This window comes from Hydrogenophaga defluvii, assembly GCF_042665235.1.
Lineage (GTDB): Bacteria > Pseudomonadota > Gammaproteobacteria > Burkholderiales > Burkholderiaceae_C > Hydrogenophaga > Hydrogenophaga defluvii_A.
Genome location: NZ_JBHTBZ010000068.1, coordinates 207220 through 223290 on the forward strand (window position 1 = coordinate 207220; position 16071 = coordinate 223290).

The 16071-nt window shown below is 64.2% G+C and carries 14 protein-coding genes and 2 tRNA genes; 6 read left to right on the forward strand and 10 right to left on the reverse strand.

The features are described 5' to 3' along the window. Positions 1-52: 52 nt before the first annotated feature. The 6 genes from ACFQU0_RS19390 to ACFQU0_RS19415 all read right to left on the reverse strand — a co-directional run bounded on the left by ACFQU0_RS19390 (position 53) and on the right by ACFQU0_RS19415 (position 5166). A complete protein-coding gene (locus tag ACFQU0_RS19390) occupies positions 53-676 on the reverse strand; it encodes a 50S ribosomal protein L25/general stress protein Ctc (RefSeq protein ID WP_382203498.1) in 624 nt (207 codons plus the stop codon). A gap of 93 nt (positions 677-769) precedes the next feature. After that, positions 770-1744, reverse strand: a complete 975-nt coding sequence (locus ACFQU0_RS19395; protein ID WP_382203500.1) for a ribose-phosphate pyrophosphokinase — start codon at positions 1742-1744, stop codon at positions 770-772. A gap of 137 nt (positions 1745-1881) precedes the next feature. Continuing rightward, positions 1882-1958, reverse strand: a tRNA-Gln gene (locus tag ACFQU0_RS19400). Between the two features lie 78 nt (positions 1959-2036). Beyond that, a complete protein-coding gene (ispE, locus tag ACFQU0_RS19405; RefSeq protein ID WP_382203502.1) occupies positions 2037-2927 on the reverse strand; it encodes a 4-(cytidine 5'-diphospho)-2-C-methyl-D-erythritol kinase in 891 nt (296 codons plus the stop codon). Next, positions 2924-3415 carry a lipoprotein insertase outer membrane protein LolB gene (locus ACFQU0_RS19410; RefSeq protein ID WP_382203504.1) on the reverse strand — a complete coding sequence of 164 codons (492 nt, stop codon included), beginning with the start codon at positions 3413-3415 and terminating at the stop codon, positions 2924-2926. Before ACFQU0_RS19410 ends, ispE begins: the two co-directional genes overlap by 4 nt. After that, a complete protein-coding gene (locus ACFQU0_RS19415) occupies positions 3412-5166 on the reverse strand; it encodes a tetratricopeptide repeat protein (RefSeq protein WP_382203506.1) in 1755 nt (584 codons plus the stop codon). The genes ACFQU0_RS19410 and ACFQU0_RS19415 overlap by 4 nt, the downstream gene beginning before the upstream one ends. An 82-nt stretch (positions 5167-5248) precedes the next feature. On the opposite strand from ACFQU0_RS19415, the gene mutM reads away from it, so the two are divergent. The 3 genes from mutM to mutY all read left to right on the forward strand — a co-directional run bounded on the left by mutM (position 5249) and on the right by mutY (position 9172). Then, positions 5249-6064, forward strand: coding sequence for a bifunctional DNA-formamidopyrimidine glycosylase/DNA-(apurinic or apyrimidinic site) lyase (gene mutM / locus ACFQU0_RS19420; RefSeq protein ID WP_382203508.1), 816 nt, complete (start codon positions 5249-5251; stop codon positions 6062-6064). A 61-nt stretch (positions 6065-6125) separates the two neighbouring features. Then, positions 6126-8090 carry a dynamin family protein gene (locus ACFQU0_RS19425; protein ID WP_382203510.1) on the forward strand — a complete coding sequence of 655 codons (1965 nt, stop codon included), beginning with the start codon at positions 6126-6128 and terminating at the stop codon, positions 8088-8090. Continuing rightward, positions 8090-9172, forward strand: coding sequence for an A/G-specific adenine glycosylase (gene mutY, locus ACFQU0_RS19430; protein ID WP_382203512.1), 1083 nt, complete (start codon positions 8090-8092; stop codon positions 9170-9172). The genes ACFQU0_RS19425 and mutY overlap by 1 nt, the downstream gene beginning before the upstream one ends. Here the strand turns inward: mutY and rapZ are convergent, their stop codons facing one another. The 3 genes from rapZ to ACFQU0_RS19445 are packed head-to-tail and all read right to left on the reverse strand — an operon-like array spanning position 9173 to position 12625. Then, complete coding sequence (gene rapZ, locus ACFQU0_RS19435) at positions 9173-10024, reverse strand: RNase adapter RapZ (protein ID WP_382203563.1); 852 nt, start codon at positions 10022-10024, stop codon at positions 9173-9175. Positions 10025-10046: 22 nt separating this feature from the next. Next, positions 10047-11702 carry a DNA repair protein RecN gene (gene recN / locus ACFQU0_RS19440; RefSeq protein ID WP_382203514.1) on the reverse strand — a complete coding sequence of 552 codons (1656 nt, stop codon included), beginning with the start codon at positions 11700-11702 and terminating at the stop codon, positions 10047-10049. A 2-nt stretch (positions 11703-11704) separates the two neighbouring features. Beyond that, a complete protein-coding gene (locus tag ACFQU0_RS19445) occupies positions 11705-12625 on the reverse strand; it encodes an NAD kinase (RefSeq protein WP_382203516.1) in 921 nt (306 codons plus the stop codon). A gap of 35 nt (positions 12626-12660) precedes the next feature. Between ACFQU0_RS19445 and hrcA the strand changes: the two genes are divergently transcribed. Continuing rightward, complete coding sequence (gene hrcA, locus ACFQU0_RS19450) at positions 12661-13680, forward strand: heat-inducible transcriptional repressor HrcA (protein ID WP_382203518.1); 1020 nt, start codon at positions 12661-12663, stop codon at positions 13678-13680. A 37-nt stretch (positions 13681-13717) separates the two neighbouring features. Further along, positions 13718-13794 (forward strand) — tRNA-Ile (locus ACFQU0_RS19455). A gap of 187 nt (positions 13795-13981) precedes the next feature. On the opposite strand, the gene ACFQU0_RS19460 is transcribed toward ACFQU0_RS19455, so the two are convergent. Then, positions 13982-15277: an integrase arm-type DNA-binding domain-containing protein gene (locus ACFQU0_RS19460; protein WP_382203520.1), complete on the reverse strand. Its 1296-nt coding sequence runs from the start codon at positions 15275-15277 to the stop codon at positions 13982-13984. Positions 15278-15482: 205 nt separating this feature from the next. Between ACFQU0_RS19460 and ACFQU0_RS19465 the strand changes: the two genes are divergently transcribed. Further along, entirely contained in the window at positions 15483-16007 is a 525-nt protein-coding gene (locus ACFQU0_RS19465) for a helix-turn-helix domain-containing protein (protein WP_382203522.1), read from the forward strand. Positions 16008-16071 lie beyond the last annotated feature (64 nt).

Below are 16071 nucleotides of genomic sequence, written 5' to 3' on the forward strand. Positions count from 1 at the left end.
GCCCAACAAAAAAGGCCCGCACAGGGCGGGCCTTGATTGACCAAGAGAAGAATCACTTCTTCTTCTTGCCCTTCTTGTCGTCGGCGGCTGCGGCCACGGGAGCGGCCACCACTTCTTCCACCGGGGCCACCAGGGTGGCAATGGTGACGGCCTTGCGACCGTGGGTGACGATCTTGACACCAGCGGGCAGCTGGATGTCGGTGGCGTGGATGCTGGCGCCAGCGGTGGCGTTGCTCAGGTCCACCGTGATGTGCTCAGGCAGCTGGACGGCCAGGCACTCGATTTCGATTTCGGTGACCACGTGGTTGACCACACACTTGTCGGTCTTGACGGCCGGCGAGTTTTCAGCGCCCACGAAGTGCAGGGGCACCTTCTTGTGCAGGCGGGTCTTTTCGTCCACGCGCTGGAAGTCGATGTGCAGCACTTGCTGCTTGAAGGGGTGGTACTGAACGTCGCGCAGCAGCACTTTTTCAACCTTGCCGCCCAGTTCCATGTCGAGGATGGAGGCGTGGAAGGCTTCCTTCTTCAGGGCGTGCCACAGCGCGTTGTGATCGACTTCGATCGTCACGGGTGCGGTGCTGCCACCAAAAACGATACCGGGCGCGCGGCCGGTGTTGCGCAGACGGCGGCTCGCACCCGTACCCTGCTTGTTGCGCTCAAAAGCGACGAATTGCATAACGTTCTCCAGATGAGGGGTTCCGCGACCAGAACGCCTCTGTTTCAAAATGCGCCCCACACGGAGCGCCGGCTTTTTGTTGCGATCAAGACCTCAGAAGAGGTTCTCCTGATCGGCAAACAAACTCATGACCGACTCGCCGGAAGCGATGCGCTGGATGGTTTCTGCCATCAACGGCGCCACCGAGAGTTGGCGGATCTTGGCGCAGGCCTGTGCGGCCTGGCTCAGGGGAATGGTGTTGGTCACCACCACTTCGTCCAGGGCGTTGCCCTTGGCGATGCGGTCGATGGCCGGGCCCGAGAAGATGGGGTGGGTGCAGTAGGCGTACACGCTCTTGGCGCCGCGCTCCTTGAGCACCTCGGCCGCTTTCACGAGCGTGCCAGCGGTGTCGATCATGTCGTCCATGATCACGCAGTTGCGGCCGTCGATGTCACCGATCACGTGCATCACTTCCGACACGTTGGCTTTGGGGCGGCGCTTGTCGATGATGGCCATGTCGCAACCCAGTTGCTTGGCCAGGGCACGTGCGCGGACCACGCCGCCCACATCGGGCGACACCACCAGCAGGTCGGGGTAGGCTTTCTGGCGCAGGTCACCCAGCAGCACGGGCGAGGCGTAGATGTTGTCGACCGGGATGTCGAAAAACCCCTGGATCTGGTCGGCGTGCAGGTCCATGGTCAACACGCGGTCCACGCCCACGGCTTGCAGCATGTTGGCCACCACTTTGGCCGAGATGGGCACGCGGCTCGAACGCGGGCGGCGGTCCTGGCGGGCGTAACCGAAGTAGGGGATGACGGCCGAGATCTTGGCGGCAGAAGCGCGCTTCAGGGCATCGACCATGATGATGAGTTCCATCAGGTTCTCATTGGTCGGTGCGCAGGTGCTTTGCACAATGAACACGTCGCGGGCACGCACGTTCTGCGTGATTTCCACGGTCACCTCGCCGTCCGAGAAGCGGCCGACATTGGCCGAACCCAGGGTGGTGTTGAGGTGCTGCGCGATGTCAGCGGCCAGCACCGGGTTGGCGTTGCCGGTGAAGATCATGAAATCTGGCGGTTGCGGCTGCATGGCGGGCCCCAATGTTGCAACGGTGTTGTGCAACGGTGTTGTGCAACGTTGAAAACAGAACAAGCGACCATCACAAAAGTTTTGGTCGCTTGTCTCGGTGCTGGTGGTCGCTGGACCACCAGGCTTGCTATCAGGTTTGGCAGGGGAGGAAGGACTCGAACCCTCGCATGCCGGAATCAAAATCCGGTGCCTTAACCAACTTGGCGACTCCCCTACGCAGGTTGCTTGTCATAACGACAAACCACCGAAACTGTCGCTGTGCAACGCATTGTCTTGCGAGGCGGGCGTGATTCTAACCTTCACACCAGGCGCGCAATGGATGCTCTGCCCAATTGCTGCAAATTTTTACTTGCCAGCCCGGTGGCGCATCGGACAAGTCCGTGCTTTCCACCCAGGGCGCAAACACCGCGCTGCCCGATCCGGTCATGCGTGCCTGGAGACCCTTGCGGGACAACCAGGCGATGCAGTCCGAAATTTCGGGGCACACGGCTTGCGCCACGGCTTGCAAGTCATTTGCCCCGTAGTTCCAGATTCGATCTGGATTTTGTTGAGCATCTGCAGCAAAGCCTGAGAGTATAGCAGGCTTTGTGTCTCTTTTCAAAACGGATGAACCAAAGATCGCGGCCGTGGATGCCCCGGTGGGGGGCTTGACCACCACAAAACGCCCGGGCGGCAGCGCCACCGGGGTCAGTTGCTCGCCAATGCCCTCCACCCACGCGTTGCGTCCGCCAACAAAAAAGGGCACGTCGGCGCCCAGGGTCAAACCGATGTGGGCGAGTTGCGGGCGAGACAGGCGCAGGTCCCACAGGCGGTTGAGGGCCAGCAGCGTGCTGGCCGCATCGCTGGAGCCGCTCCCCATGCCAGCCTCGGAAGGCAGGCGTTTTTCCAGCGTGATGTCGGCGCCCAGCGTGCAGCCCGTGGCCGTCTGCAGGGCCTGGGCCGCGCGGACGACCAGGTCGTGTTCGGGCAATGTCGCGCCAGGCAGGGCGTCAATGCGGTGGATGGCACCGTCCGCGCGCAGCTTGAAATGCAGTGTGTCGCACCAGTCGATCAGCATGAAGACCGATTGCAGCAGGTGGTAGCCGTCGGGCCGGCGGCCCACGATGTGCAGAAAGACGTTGAGCTTGGCGGGTGCGGGAACGTTGCGCAGTTCGGTGGGCGTTTCGATGACCGCTGTGTTCATGGCTGCAGGCGGATGCGCAGTTCCGCACGGGGCAAGGGTGTCAGGCGTTGTGCCAGGATGCGGCCATCGCTGTGGCCGCTCAGATCGGCCGACCAGCCGGGCACCTCGCTGGCCAGACCACGCAACCACTGGAAGAGCGCGGGCAAAGGCAGGGCCGCGCCCGTGAGTTGTTCGGTCAGCTCGTCCATGTGGGCGTAGGCGAGTGTGCGCTCGCCTTGTTGCAGCGTGGCCCCGGCGGGCGACCAGCGTGCCACCGCCACGGTCTGGCCCAGCGGCGAGAGCAGTGCCAGCTCGCCTTCGCGCGCATCACCGCGCAACTCGAAGGCGGCACTCATTGACTGCGGGGGCTCTGCCGCCACGCTCAGTGCCAGGCGGCCACTCCAGAAATGGTTTTGTGGCGCCGACGGTGGGGGCGTGGCACAGCCGATCACCCCGACCAGCAGCGCCGTGATCAGACCCCAGCGACAGGCCCGTCCAAAACGGCTCACGGTTGGGCCTGCAAACGCCGCAGGGTGTCGGTGAGTGTTTCGTTCTCGTTGTTGAGAAGCAGGCCTTCGCGCCACACCTGCAGCGCCCGCTCGCGTTGGCCTGCCACCCACAACACTTCGCCGAGGTGGGCCGCAATTTCGGCATCGGGCCGCTGGGCAAAGGCGCCCTGGAGGATGCGCAATGCCGCGTCGATGTTGCCCATGCGGAACTCCACCCAGCCCAGGCTGTCCTGGATGTAGGCGTCGTCGGGCGCGCGTGCCAGCGCCTGTTCGATCAGCGCCTTGGCTTCAGGCAGGCGCAACTTGCGTTCGGCCAGCGAATAGCCCAGCGCGTTGTAGGCGTGGTGGTAGTCGGGCAGGCGCGACATCAGGCCACGCAGCAGCCGCTCCATGTCGTCAAAACGGCCCGCCTTTTCGGCCACCATGGCCTGTTCGTAGACCAGATCGGGGTCGTCGGGGTTCATCGCCACCGCCTTGGCGTACAGCACATAGGCCAGGTCAAACCGCTTGTGGTCGCGCAGCAACTGGGCTTCGGCCAGCAGCTTGGTGCGCGCGTCGGCGGGCAGGCGTTCGGGCGCCTTCTGCAGCAACTCGCGCGCGGCGTCGAGCTGGCCTTGGCGCGCCAGCATCGAGGCGCGGCGCATCTGCACCGCAAACACCTCCTGGGGGTTGTCGATGCGGTCCAGCCAGGCGGTGGCGGCCGCAAAGTCGCGCCGTTTTTCGGCCAGCTGCGCCAGCAACAGAAAGGCCTGCACACGCCCGCGTGCAGCGGCGTCGCCGCCCCCTTCGGTGGTTTGCAGGTAGCGTTCCAGCGCGGTGCTGGCCAAGGCGTCGCGGTTGTCGCGCGCATGCAGCGTGCCCAGCAGCAACCAGGTGTCTGGCGGCGCGTCGCTGGTCTCGCTCAGCGTGTTCAACACCTTCAGCGCGTCGGCAGAGCGCTGGCTTTCCAGCAGCACGCGACCGTAGGACAGCTCCACCAGCCGGTCGCCATCGCGGCTGGCGCCCAGGTAGCGTTTGACCAGGGCTTCGGCGCCTTCGCGCTGTGAGGTCTCCTCCATCAGATCCAGGGCCAGGGCGGCGGCAGCGCGGGAACGCACCGAAGCCGCTTGTGCGCGGCGCGCGGCCTCCAGCGCGTCGGCCAGGCGGCCAGCGGCCAGCTCCATGCGTCCCACCGCCACCCAGGCGGCCGACGCATGGGGTCCGTTGGCCAACTCGTCGCGCAGGGCTTCGCGCACCGCCAGCGCGGCCGCCGGTTTGTCGTTCACACGCTGGAGGGTGGGGGGGATGGACAGGATCACCTCATCGCGTGTGTCGGGCTTGCCTTGGGCCACCAGCTGGCGCAAGACCGGCGCCGTGTCGGCCACGCGGTTCAAGGCCAGCAGGATTTGCAGCTTGTAGCGCAAGGCCTCGCTGCTGTCCTTGTTGGCGTCGGCCCAGGCGTTGGCTGCGCTCAAGGCTGCGTCGCCGGACCGGGCCTGCAGCGCGATCTCCACCGCGCGGCGGAACAGTTGGGGGTTGAGCGTGCGCCGCGCCGCGTCCAGCACCAGCGAGTAACCAGCGCCAGGGTCGCCGCCGCGCACCTGCAGTTCGCCCAACAGCAGTTGGTAGAAAAGCTCGCCGTCCATGTTGGAGGACGCCGGAACCGGCGCGACGGTGGCTTGTGCCCAGGCCTGGGGCGCAAGCGCGAAGGCGCCCATGGCCAAACCCAGACAGCAGGCCAGTTTGGAGGGAAACAGGGCAGCGGCTTTCATCGGGTCATGATAATGGAAGGGTCATGACCCCCTGCCCGCCCATGGGCTTGTCGCCTCTTGCTTTACCCGGCGCTCACACACCATGCCCGAACTCCCCGAAGTCGAAGTCACGCGCCAGAGTTTCGCCGCCGCCATCGCGGGTGCGCGCATCCAGGGCTTGCACCTGGGCTTGCCCTTGCGCTGGCCTTTGGGTGTGGATGCCACCGTGCTGCACGATCAGACCGTTCTGGGTGTGCGTCGCCGTGGCAAATACCTGCTGATGGATCTCAGCGATGGGCTGTTGTTGTGGCACCTGGGCATGTCTGGCAGCCTGCGCTTTGACGTTGGTTTGCCACCTCCGGGCAAACACGACCATGCCAACCTGGTGACCGACCGTGGCACGCTGCGGTTGCACGACCCGCGTCGATTTGGTGCCGTGGTGTTTGCTCGCGACGAGGCCGATCCCGTGGCCACCAAGCTGCTCGGTGGGCTGGGTGTGGAGCCGCTTGAGCCTGGTTTTGCGCCGGAGCCATTTCACGCCGCGCTCAAAAAGCGCCGCGCGCCCATCAAACAGGTGCTGCTCGCGGGCGACGTGGTGGTGGGGGTGGGCAACATCTACGCCTCCGAGGCCTTGTTTGCCGCCCGCATACGGCCCACCAAACGAGCCCACCTGTTGACCGGCCCGCAGGCCACGCGCCTGCACACCGCTGTGCGCGAGGTGTTGTCGCGTGCCTTGGCGCTGGGGGGCAGCACGCTCAAGGACTTCAAGAACGCCCACGGTGAAAGTGGCTACTTCCAGCTCGATGCCATGGTGTACGACCGCGCGGGCCTGCCCTGCCGCGTGTGTGGCACACCCATCAAGACGCTGCGTCAGGGGCAGCGTTCCACCTTCTTCTGCCCACAGTGTCAGAAAGCCTGAGCGCCGCCAAGGGGGGCGGTGCTATATTGGCCCGATCCTCGATTCGCCCGCCCGACACGCCATGGACTTCAACCAGGAATTCGACCAGCATGGAGCCTGGCGCCGCCAGTTTGCCCAGCGCCTGAAGCAACTGAGCGAATGGCTGACTGAGCACGAGTTGATGGACGCCGGCGTGTTGGCGCGGCTCGACCAGTTGCAGTCACAGGTCAAGGCAGACAAGGTCATGGTGGCCTTTGTGGCCGAGTTCTCGCGCGGCAAGTCCGAACTCATCAACGCGGTGTTTTTTGCCGGTTACGGGCGGCGCATCATGCCGGCCAGCGCCGGGCGCACCACCATGTGCCCAACCGAGCTGGGCTATGACGCCGATGTCGCGCCCTGCCTGCGGCTCCTCCCCATCGAGACGCGGCTGCAGCCGCAGTCGCTTTTGGAATGGCGCAGCGCCCCGCAGGAGTGGGAGCGGATCGATCTCGACGTGAACGACCCCGCCCAACTGGCCCAGGCCATTGAAAAGGTGGCCGAGGTGGTGCGGGTGGACCAGGCGCGGGCGCGTGCCCTGGGTTTCTGGCACGACGAAACCCCCGAGGACAACCCCTTGCCGGGGCACGATGGTCTGATCGAGGTGCCGCGCTGGCGCCACGCTCTCATCAACATGGCGCATCCCTTGCTCAAGCAAGGGCTGGTCATTCTGGACACCCCCGGCCTCAACGCCATCGGCGCCGAGCCCGAGCTGACCGTGAGCCTGTTGCCCCAGGCCCATGCGGTGGTTTTCATCCTGGCCGCCGACGCGGGCGTGAGCAAATCCGACCTCACCATCTGGCGCGAGCACCTGGCACCGGCGGCCGAACGCATCGATTCGCGCCTGGTGGTACTCAACAAGATCGACACGCTCTGGGACGACCTCAGCACGCCCGAGTACATCGCCGCACAAATCCAACGCCAGCGCGAGAGCTCGGCGCGGGTCTTGGGCTTGAGCGAAGACCAGGTGATCGCCGTGTCGGCCCAGAAGGGCTTGCTGGCCAAGGTGCAGCAAGACCCCGAACGCCTGGCCGCCAGTCGCCTGCCCGAGCTGGAGCAGGCACTGGGCGAGGGCTTGCTGGGCCGGCGCAAACGCATTTTGCAAGGCGTGGTGTCCGACGGTATTCAGGAGTTGCAACGGGAAACCGGGCGCATGCTGCATGCCCAGGAACGCGAGCTGGTCGAACAACTGCAGGAACTCGAAGGCCTGCGCGGCAAGAACGCCACCGTGATCCGGCAGATGCGCTTGCGCATCGAACAGGAGCAGGCCGAGTTCGACAGCAGCGGTGCACGCATTCAGGCGGTGCGTTCGGTGCACCTCAAACTGTTGCGCGAGCTGTTTGGCCTGCTCAGCACCACCACCCTCAAGACCGAAGTGGCCCAGCTGGCCGAGGCGCTGAAGAAACCGGGCATCAAGTTCGGCGTAAAAAAAACCTATGGCGAGAGTTTCGACCGCTTGCGCGACGTGTTGCAGCGCTCGCAGAAAATGGGCGAAGACATCCAGACCATGCTGGTCAACAGCTTCAAGAGCCTGAACGTGGAGTTCGGCTTTTCGCTGCAACCGCCAGCCGCACCCGATCTCAAGCGCTACCGCGACGATCTGGCGCTGATCGAGCGCAACCATGTGCAGTACCTGGGCCTGACCAATGCCCTCAAGCTGGCCCAGCCCGAATTTGCCGAGCGGCTGGCGCGGGCGCTGATGTCACGCCTCAAAGCGGTGTTCGATGCCGCGCTGGTCGAGGTCGAGGCCTGGAACAAGTCGGCCGCCGCCCAACTGGATGGGCAACTGCGCGAACGCCGTCGCAACTTCACCCGCCGCATCGAAGCGGTCACCCGCATCCAGACCGCCGCCAGTGGGCTGGATGACCGAATCGGCGAACTGACGCAGACGTCGGCTGCATTGAGCGCCACCCAGGCACGCCTGGCCGAGCTGTGTGCGCAGCTCTTGGACGACACCGTGCCCGAGGCAGCACCCGGCACCGAGGTCGAAGCGCCCGAGCAACCGGCCTGATGCGCCCGCACGTTCCGGCTTCTGCCACCGCGCAGGGGCTGCCCCCTGCCTTGTTTGCCCGCCTGGTGGCCTGGCAGCGCACCCACGGCCGCAGCCACCTGCCCTGGCAGCACACACGCGACCCCTACCGCGTGTGGCTCTCCGAGATCATGTTGCAGCAGACGCAGGTGGTCACGGTGCTGGGCTACTACGAGCGTTTTCTGGCGCGCTGCCCCACCGTGTCCGACTTGGCGGCCGCGCCAGCGGACGAGGTGATGGCTTTGTGGAGCGGCCTCGGCTACTACAGCCGCGCGCGCAACCTGCACGCCTGCGCGCAACAGGTGGTGGCGCGTTTTGGTGGCGTGTTTCCCCGCACTTCGGCCGAGCTGCAAACCTTGCCCGGCATCGGTCCGTCCACCGCGGCGGCCATCGCCGCCTTCTGTTTTGGTGAACGCATTTCCATCATGGACGGCAACGTCAAACGGGTGTTGTCGCGCGCCCTGGGATTTGATGGCGACCTGGCGCAGGCCGCCAACGAGCGTGCCCTGTCGGCCCTGGCCCAGGCCCTGGTGCCAGCCGACGCCAGCCACGACGACATGATTGCCTACACCCAGGGCCTGATGGACCTGGGCGCCAGCCTGTGCGCGCGCAGCCAGCCGCAATGTCTGTTGTGCCCGCTCTCAGCCGACTGCCGCGCGCTGGCGGGTGGTACGCCTGACGCCTACCCGGTGAAAACACGCAAGCTGGTGCGCCGGCACGAGAGCTGGTGGCTGCTGGCCTTGCGGCGCAGCGACGGCGCCGTGTGGCTGGAGCGGCGTCCGCCCCGTGGCATTTGGGCGGGCTTGTACTGCACACCGGTGTTTGGCGATGAGGCCGGTCTACTGGCCGCACTGTCCGGCTGGGGCCTGGACGCGGCTGCGGTGCACTGGCAGGCCGCCCGCAAACACAGTCTCACCCACCGCGAATTGCGGTTGCTGCCCGCCATGCTGGACGTGATGTCGCCCCTGGATTGGGGTGTTGCTGAAGGCCGCTGGGCCACAGCCGCCGAATGGGCCGATCTGGGCATTCCAGCGCCGGTTCGAACCTGGCTGACCGAGGGCTGATCAGTCCAGCTCGCGGTGCCGCAGGCGCACCGCCCAGTGCGGCGCGAACTCGGCGGCCAGCGTCTCGACCATGTAGACCGAGCGGTGCTGCCCGCCGGTGCAACCCACGGCCACGGTGACGTAGCTGCGGTGGTCGTGCTGCATGGCTGGCAACCAGCGTTGCAGAAAACCTGAAATGTGTTCGCGCATGGCCAGCACCTCGGTTTGTTCGCGCAAAAAGTCGGCCACCGGGGCGTCGCGCCCGGTGAGCGGGCGCAGTTCGGGCTCGTAGTGCGGGTTGGGCAACATGCGCACGTCGAACACAAAGTCGGCGTCCATGGGGATACCCCGCTTGAACGCAAAGGACTCGAACACCAGCGTGAGTTGCGACGGCCGCACGTCGATCAATGCCTTGATCTGGCTGCGCAGCGCGGCCGACTTGAGCAGGCTGGTGTCCAGCACCAGGGCGCGGTCACGCAGGTCGGCCAGCAGGTCGCGTTCGAGCTCGATGGCGTCCATCAGGGCGCGTTGCTGGTCGGCCGCGTCGGCCAGCGACAGCGGGTGCATGCGCCGGGTTTCTGAAAAACGGCGCAACAGCGTGTCGGTGGTGGCGTCCAGGAAGACCGTGGTGAGCTGTACACCACTCTGGCGCAAGTTGTGCAGGCGCTTGGGCAGGCCGGGCAAAGAGGACGCACTGCGCACGTCCATGGCCACGGCCACGCGTTCGGCCTGGAAGCCGTTTTCCAGTGCCACAAAGGCTTCCAGCAGTTCCGGCGGCAGGTTGTCCACGCAGTAAAAGCCAGCGTCTTCCAGCGCGTGCAAAGCCACCGATTTGCCCGAGCCGGACATGCCGGTGATGAGCACCAGTTGCATGGTCTTGTTGGTGGGGTGGGTGTCAGACACTGGCAGCGGCCTCCAGCATTTCGCGTGCGTGCGCCAGGGAGGTGCCCGAGCTGGCGTTGCCGCCCAGCATGCGTGCCAATTCCTGCACACGCTCGGTGGTGTCCAGCGCCTGCACCTGGCTCACAGCGCCCTGGCCACCGCTGCGTTTGGCCACCAGCAGGTGCTGATCGGCGCAAGCGGCCACCTGGGGCAGGTGGGTCACGGCCAGCACCTGGCGGTCGCGGCCCAGGCGCTGCATGAGTTGGCCCACGGTTTGCGCCACGGCACCGCCCACGCCCGAATCCACTTCGTCGAAGATCAGCGTGGGCGCTTCGCCCAGCTCGCTGGTGGTGACGGAAATGGCCAGCGCGATGCGCGAGAGTTCCCCACCCGAGGCCACCTTGCCCACCGGGCGCGGCGTGCTGCCGGCGTGGCCTGCCACCAGAAATTCCACTTGCTCCAGCCCATGGGCCTGCGGCTCTTCAAGTGGCAGCAGGCGCACCTCAAAACGGCCACCCTGCATGCCCAGGCCTTGCATGGCCGAGGTGATGGCTTCGGACAAGCGGGCCGCACCTTGCTGGCGCAGCTTGGACAGGCGCTTGGCCTCTTTCATGAAAGCCGCTTCGCGCGCCGTGGCTTCTTTCTGCAAACCGTCCAGGTCGCTGGCGCGGTCGATGTCGGCCAGCTGGGCTTTCCAGTCGGCCAGTCGTTGGGGCAGTTCCTCCGGTGTGCAGCGGTAGCGCCGCGACAGCGACAGCCAGCTGGTCAGGCGTTCGTCCAGGGCCTGCAAGGCTGCGGGGTCGATCTCGGTGTGGCGGCTGTAGTGCTGCAGGCTGTGCACGCTGTCCTGCAGCTGGGCCTGGGCGTCTTCCAGGGCCTTGAGCACGTCTGCGAAGCGGGGTTCGATGCCCACGTGTGGTTCGAGCAGTGCACTGGCGCGGGCGATGAGCGACAAGGCGCTGCTGTCCTCGTCGTCCAGTGCGGCCAGGGCGCCCTGGGCGGCGCCGATCAGGTCTTGTGCGTGGGCCAACCGGCCGTGTTGTGTGTTGAGATCCTCCCACTCGTCCGCGCCTGGTGCGAGTTTGGCCACTTCACCGATCTGCCAGCTCAGGCGCTCGCTTTCTTGCTGGCGTGTGGCCAGTTGGCTGCGTGCGGTTTCAAGCGCCTTGAGGGCGCCGCGCCAGTCGGCCCACAACCCAGGCAGGGCGTGGGTGGCGATGCCGGCGTACGCGTCGAGCAGTTGGCGCACGGCGTCGGGCCGGGTCAGGCTTTGCCAGGCGTGTTGCCCGTGGATGTCCACCAGGCTGTCGGCCAGGGCCTTGAGCTGCCCGGCGGTGGCCGCGCCACCGTTGATCCACGCCTTGCTGCGGCCCTGGGTGTCCACCGTGCGGCGCAGCAGCAGGCTGTCTTCGGCGTCAAAACCGTTGTCGGCCAGCCAGGTGGCGATGGGTGGGGTGATGTCGAACTCGGCCGACACCTCGCAGCGCGCCGCGCCTTCGCGCACCACGCCGCTGTCGGCGCGGGTGCCCAGCACCAGTTGCAGGGCATCGATGAGGATGGACTTGCCGGCGCCCGTCTCCCCCGTCAACACGGTGAAGCCGGCGCGCAAATCCAGTTCCAGGCGCTGGACGATCACAAAATCCGACAAAACAATGCGCAACAAGGCCATGTTCAGGCCACTCCTTCGTTCCAGTGCAGCTTCTTGCGAAGCGTGTCGAAATAGCTCCAGCCCGTGGGGTGCAACAGCCGCAGCTGGTGGGGCGAGCGTTTGACGATGATGCGGTCGCCGTGCGTCAACTCGGTGAAGGTCTGCATGTCGAAGTTGGCGCTGGCGTCTTTGCCGGCCACCAGCTCGACGCTGATTTCGCCGTCGGACGGCAACACGATGGGGCGGTTGGACAGCGTGTGGGGCGCGATGGGCGCCATCACCCAGCCCGCAATGGCGGGGTGCAGCATGGGGCCGCCGGCCGACAGCGCGTAAGCGGTGGACCCGGTGGGCGAGGCGATGATCAGGCCGTCGGCACGCTGGTTGGCCACAAAACGCCCATCCACCGCCACACGCAACTCGATCATGCTGGCGGCCGGGCCACGGTTGACGACCACGTCGTTGAGTGCGGTGGCCTTGAACACGCAGCGTTCGTCGCGCCACACGCTGGCTTCAATCAGTGCGCGCCGGTCTTCATCAAAGGTGCCGCGCAGCATGGGGCGCAGCTTGTCGGCGTATTCGCCATAGGGCACGTCGGTGATGAAGCCCAGCCGGCCCTGGTTGATGCCCACCAGCGGCGTGCCGAAGCGGGCCAATTGGCGCGCAATGCCCAGCATGGTGCCATCGCCACCCACCACCAGCGCCAGGTCGCAACGGGCGCCAATTTCTTCCACGCCCAGCGCGCCGTATTGCATGAGACCGGTGTTGTGGGCGGTGTCGCGCTCCATGGCCACATCGCAACCCTCGTCGTGCAGGAAGTGGGCAATGCCATCGAGCGCGTCGCGCGAACCCAGGGCCTGGTATTTGCCCACAATGGCCACGTGCTTGAAGCGCAACGGGGCGGCTGGGGCGCTGGTTGCGGGGTGTGGCGGCGTGTGCGGGATCATGCGCAAATTACAACACAGGCTCTTAGAATGATTCCATGCTAGATGACCGTTCCAAGTTGTTGCTCAAGGCGCTGGTCGAGCGCTATATCGCCGATGGGCAACCGGTGGGTTCGCGCACGTTGGCCAAGGCCACCGGGCTGGAACTGTCACCGGCCACCATACGCAACGTGATGAGCGATCTGGAGGAACTGGGCCTGATCGCCAGCCCCCACACGTCGGCGGGGCGCATCCCCACCGCGCGCGGCTACCGGCTGTTTGTGGACACCATGCTCACCGTCAACCGCGACCAGCTGGCCGCACAAGACGGCATGGCGACCGCGAGCCTGCAGGCCGATCAGCCGCACAAGGTCATCAACCACGCCGCGCAGCTGCTGTCCAACATGTCGCAGTTTGTGGGCGTGGTCATGGCGCCCCGACGCAGCACGGTGTTCCGCCACATCGAATTCCTGAGCCTGTCCGAACACCGGGTGCTGGTCATCATCGTGTCGCCCGACGGCGAGGTGCAGAACCGCGTCATCCACACGCAGACGGTGTACACCCAGTCGCAACTGCAAGAGGCCGCCAATTTCCTCAACGCCCACTACGCGGGCTTGACCATGGAGGCGGTGCGCGAACGCCTGCGCCACGAGGTGGACGCGTTGCGCACCGAAATCGCCCAGCTGATGGTCACCGCCGTGGAAGACGACCCCAGCAGCAACCAGACGGCCGATGAGGTGGTGGTGGCCGGTGAGCGCAACCTGCTGTCGGTGACCGAGTTTTCCAGCGACATGGGCAACCTGCGCCGCATGTTCGACCTGTTCGAGCAGAAGGCCCAGCTCATGCGCCTGCTGGACGTGTCCACGCAGGCCGAAGGCGTGCGCATCTTCATCGGCGGCGAAAGCCAGGTGGTGCCCTACCAAGACCTGTCGGTGGTGACCGCGCCCTACGAAGTGGACGGCCAGGTGGTGGGCACGCTGGGTGTGATCGGCCCACAACGCATGGCCTATGACCGCATGATCCAGATCGTGGACATCACCTCCAAGCTGGTCAGCAACGCATTGAGCCACAACAAATAGCGGCCCAACCGCTGCGCTTACAATCCCGCGCTTGGGCGGGCCGTTAGCTCAGTTGGTTAGAGCAGAGGACTCATAATCCTTTGGTCGTTGGTTCAAGTCCAACACGGCCTACCATTTAAATCAAGCACTTAACAGAGTCCGGTCGGTTGGATCGTATTTCTTCTGGGATTTGTGTAGCCGCTGCGTAGCCATTTTCGCGTGTTTCACAACTGTCGGAGCGACGAGGTCTACGCGGCGACAGCTTAGATCACCGTCGACTGCTGTGGCTATCACCTGTATCCAATTGGTTGTTGCCCGTGCCCTAAACCAGTGACTTGACCCTCAATATTTTCTTGAGTGTCGACTCCATGTGGCAGATGTGAGCACGCAACACTGGTCTTCTGAGCCAAGTTTTTTGTTCGCGGGTGCCGGGTGGAGGCACTAGGCTGTATTGGGTGATGGCGCTTGAGGGAAGCCCGGCCATCTCTGACAACATGATGAAGGTGCGTCGAAGCGCGCCGAGAGGTCTCGGCTCCAATCTGGCATTTTCAAAGGCCTTCTTGAGGCTGTAGCGCGGGTCAGGCATCCGACCAGACTTGCCACGCCCAGAAAAGATGAACTCTGAGTCCCGTGGGAGTGACTCGATGAGCCTCACAAACTCCTCCGTCAGCAGCCCGCTTCGACTCCTGTATAGATGACAGCTGAAATAGGCTTCGTCACCCCACCCAAGGCGCACGTCTTTCCACCGAAGATTGCGCATCGCCTGGCTGTGACGCCCCGTCATCACCAGCGCCCTGAGAAAAACACTCACCTTTTTGTCTGGCAGATCCAGCACAGCTGCCCACCACGCAGGTAACTCTGAAGGCTGAATGACATTTGTGAAGGACCTGCGAGCAGGCTGCTGTGCCGACATCACAAGCGACTTGGAGGCCTTCATGGCCTTGACTGCAGCGGCATGGAACTCTGGCTTGACGACACACCATCGCAAAAAACCGCGCAGCATCACAAGCGCCCGCGTTGCCTGTGCGTGGCTTCTCTTGCATTGGTCGAGGTACCACTCACGCAACGTGAACTCATCAAGATCCTCGATGGCCAGGGAAGTCAAAGGGCTCAACGGGCCAGGCTTCAGTTGTCCGCTTCCGCGCTTTTTCCTCTCGCCACCTGGCAAAACCATGCGCTTCAAGTCATCAATGTATCCAGGACTGAAACTGCTGTTTCGCCAATGGCCTATCCGTCTTTTAGGCTGCCCTTGCTCACTGTAATAAGTCCACAACTGACCGATGGTCAGGGGCTGTACGCCACCCTGCCCAGACTCAACGACTTCACTGGCATTCCCCTTTCCCGGCAACAGAGTCAATTCCGATTCGCAGTCAACCCTGACCCGAAGCTCCAAAGCCCGCGTCCTTGCCTCAGCGATCGACAGGTCATCAACACGCCCAATCGTTTTACGAACCGTTTTTTTGCCAATGCGACCCTGAAAGATGAATGCCTTGCTGCCCCGTGGGGTGGTGCGCACACCCAGCCCGTTTACTTCTGTATCCCACAGAAATGCCTGCCCACGATCGTTCGGGCATTCAAACGTCAGCAGGTCAATCTCGGTAAAGCACTTTGTCGGCATTTAAGGCTTGGGGAATAAAAGCTCAGAACACGGCGGAACGTGCCGACCCGGTAATCTGTCAGCTCATCAAGGTGCGGTGAACAAACGGGAGACGACCCGACGGTGGCGCCGCGGCCGCGACGACGATTGACGCTCGGCTGTTTGGATGCCGTTAAAAATGTCATCAGTGTAAGCTTACACCGCATCAAGTTTAACTTTGATAATTATGAAAACCAAAAAAGTCGACAGCACCTATGCTGCCGCCATAACGCATGCTGAGGAACTTGCCAAAAGCGCCAAGACCGTCGATGAGCTTCAGCGTGCCATGACCGTACTACTGACCCTTCAACATGAATTAACCCTCAAAGAAGTGGCCAAGGTGATCGGCAGGTCACCCAGTTGGGTCCAGTACGTGCGCAAGGCATTCATCGAACAAGGGCTGACATCAACCAGGCATGACCACGGCGGTCGACGCAACCAAATCATGCCGCAGAGCGAAGAAGATCCGTTTATGCAGGAGGCTTGCAGGCGCTACAGAAACCTACAGAAACAGCCCTGGTGGAGAGAAGGCAGCGGCATAGAGCGAGAAGACATTCAGCTTCACCGCGTTGTGCGCAAGATGCTCGAGGAGCGCGCTGGTCGCCCGATCCCCTACTCGACGGCCTTTGCGTTCATGTCCCGTGTCGGGAAACGCAGATTTGGGATCTATCACGTCGATTTCTGGGACAGATACGCCCGAAATAATTTCTAAACTTGAAATGGGTTCCCGGCCTAAAGTTGGCCTCGAAAGTCCTTTCTGTGCCGCACCGGCTCAA

What these genes read in the sequence shown, in the direction of transcription:
- ACFQU0_RS19390 (WP_382203498.1), bottom strand. Translation starts at nt 676, where the DNA reads ATGCAATTCGTCGCTTTTGAGCGCAACAAGCAGGGTACGGGTGCGAGC.
- ACFQU0_RS19395 (WP_382203500.1), bottom strand. Translation starts at nt 1,744, where the DNA reads ATGCAGCCGCAACCGCCAGATTTCATGATCTTCACCGGCAACGCCAAC.
- ispE (WP_382203502.1), bottom strand. Translation starts at nt 2,927, where the DNA reads ATGAACACAGCGGTCATCGAAACGCCCACCGAACTGCGCAACGTTCCC.
- ACFQU0_RS19415 (WP_382203506.1), bottom strand. Translation starts at nt 5,166, where the DNA reads ATGAAAGCCGCTGCCCTGTTTCCCTCCAAACTGGCCTGCTGTCTGGGT.
- mutM (WP_382203508.1), top strand. Translation starts at nt 5,249, where the DNA reads ATGCCCGAACTCCCCGAAGTCGAAGTCACGCGCCAGAGTTTCGCCGCC.
- ACFQU0_RS19425 (WP_382203510.1), top strand. Translation starts at nt 6,126, where the DNA reads ATGGACTTCAACCAGGAATTCGACCAGCATGGAGCCTGGCGCCGCCAG.
- mutY (WP_382203512.1), top strand. Translation starts at nt 8,090, where the DNA reads ATGCGCCCGCACGTTCCGGCTTCTGCCACCGCGCAGGGGCTGCCCCCT.
- rapZ (WP_382203563.1), bottom strand. Translation starts at nt 10,024, where the DNA reads ATGCAACTGGTGCTCATCACCGGCATGTCCGGCTCGGGCAAATCGGTG.
- recN (WP_382203514.1), bottom strand. Translation starts at nt 11,702, where the DNA reads ATGGCCTTGTTGCGCATTGTTTTGTCGGATTTTGTGATCGTCCAGCGC.
- ACFQU0_RS19445 (WP_382203516.1), bottom strand. Translation starts at nt 12,625, where the DNA reads ATGATCCCGCACACGCCGCCACACCCCGCAACCAGCGCCCCAGCCGCC.
- hrcA (WP_382203518.1), top strand. Translation starts at nt 12,661, where the DNA reads ATGCTAGATGACCGTTCCAAGTTGTTGCTCAAGGCGCTGGTCGAGCGC.
- ACFQU0_RS19460 (WP_382203520.1), bottom strand. Translation starts at nt 15,277, where the DNA reads ATGCCGACAAAGTGCTTTACCGAGATTGACCTGCTGACGTTTGAATGC.
- ACFQU0_RS19465 (WP_382203522.1), top strand. Translation starts at nt 15,483, where the DNA reads ATGAAAACCAAAAAAGTCGACAGCACCTATGCTGCCGCCATAACGCAT.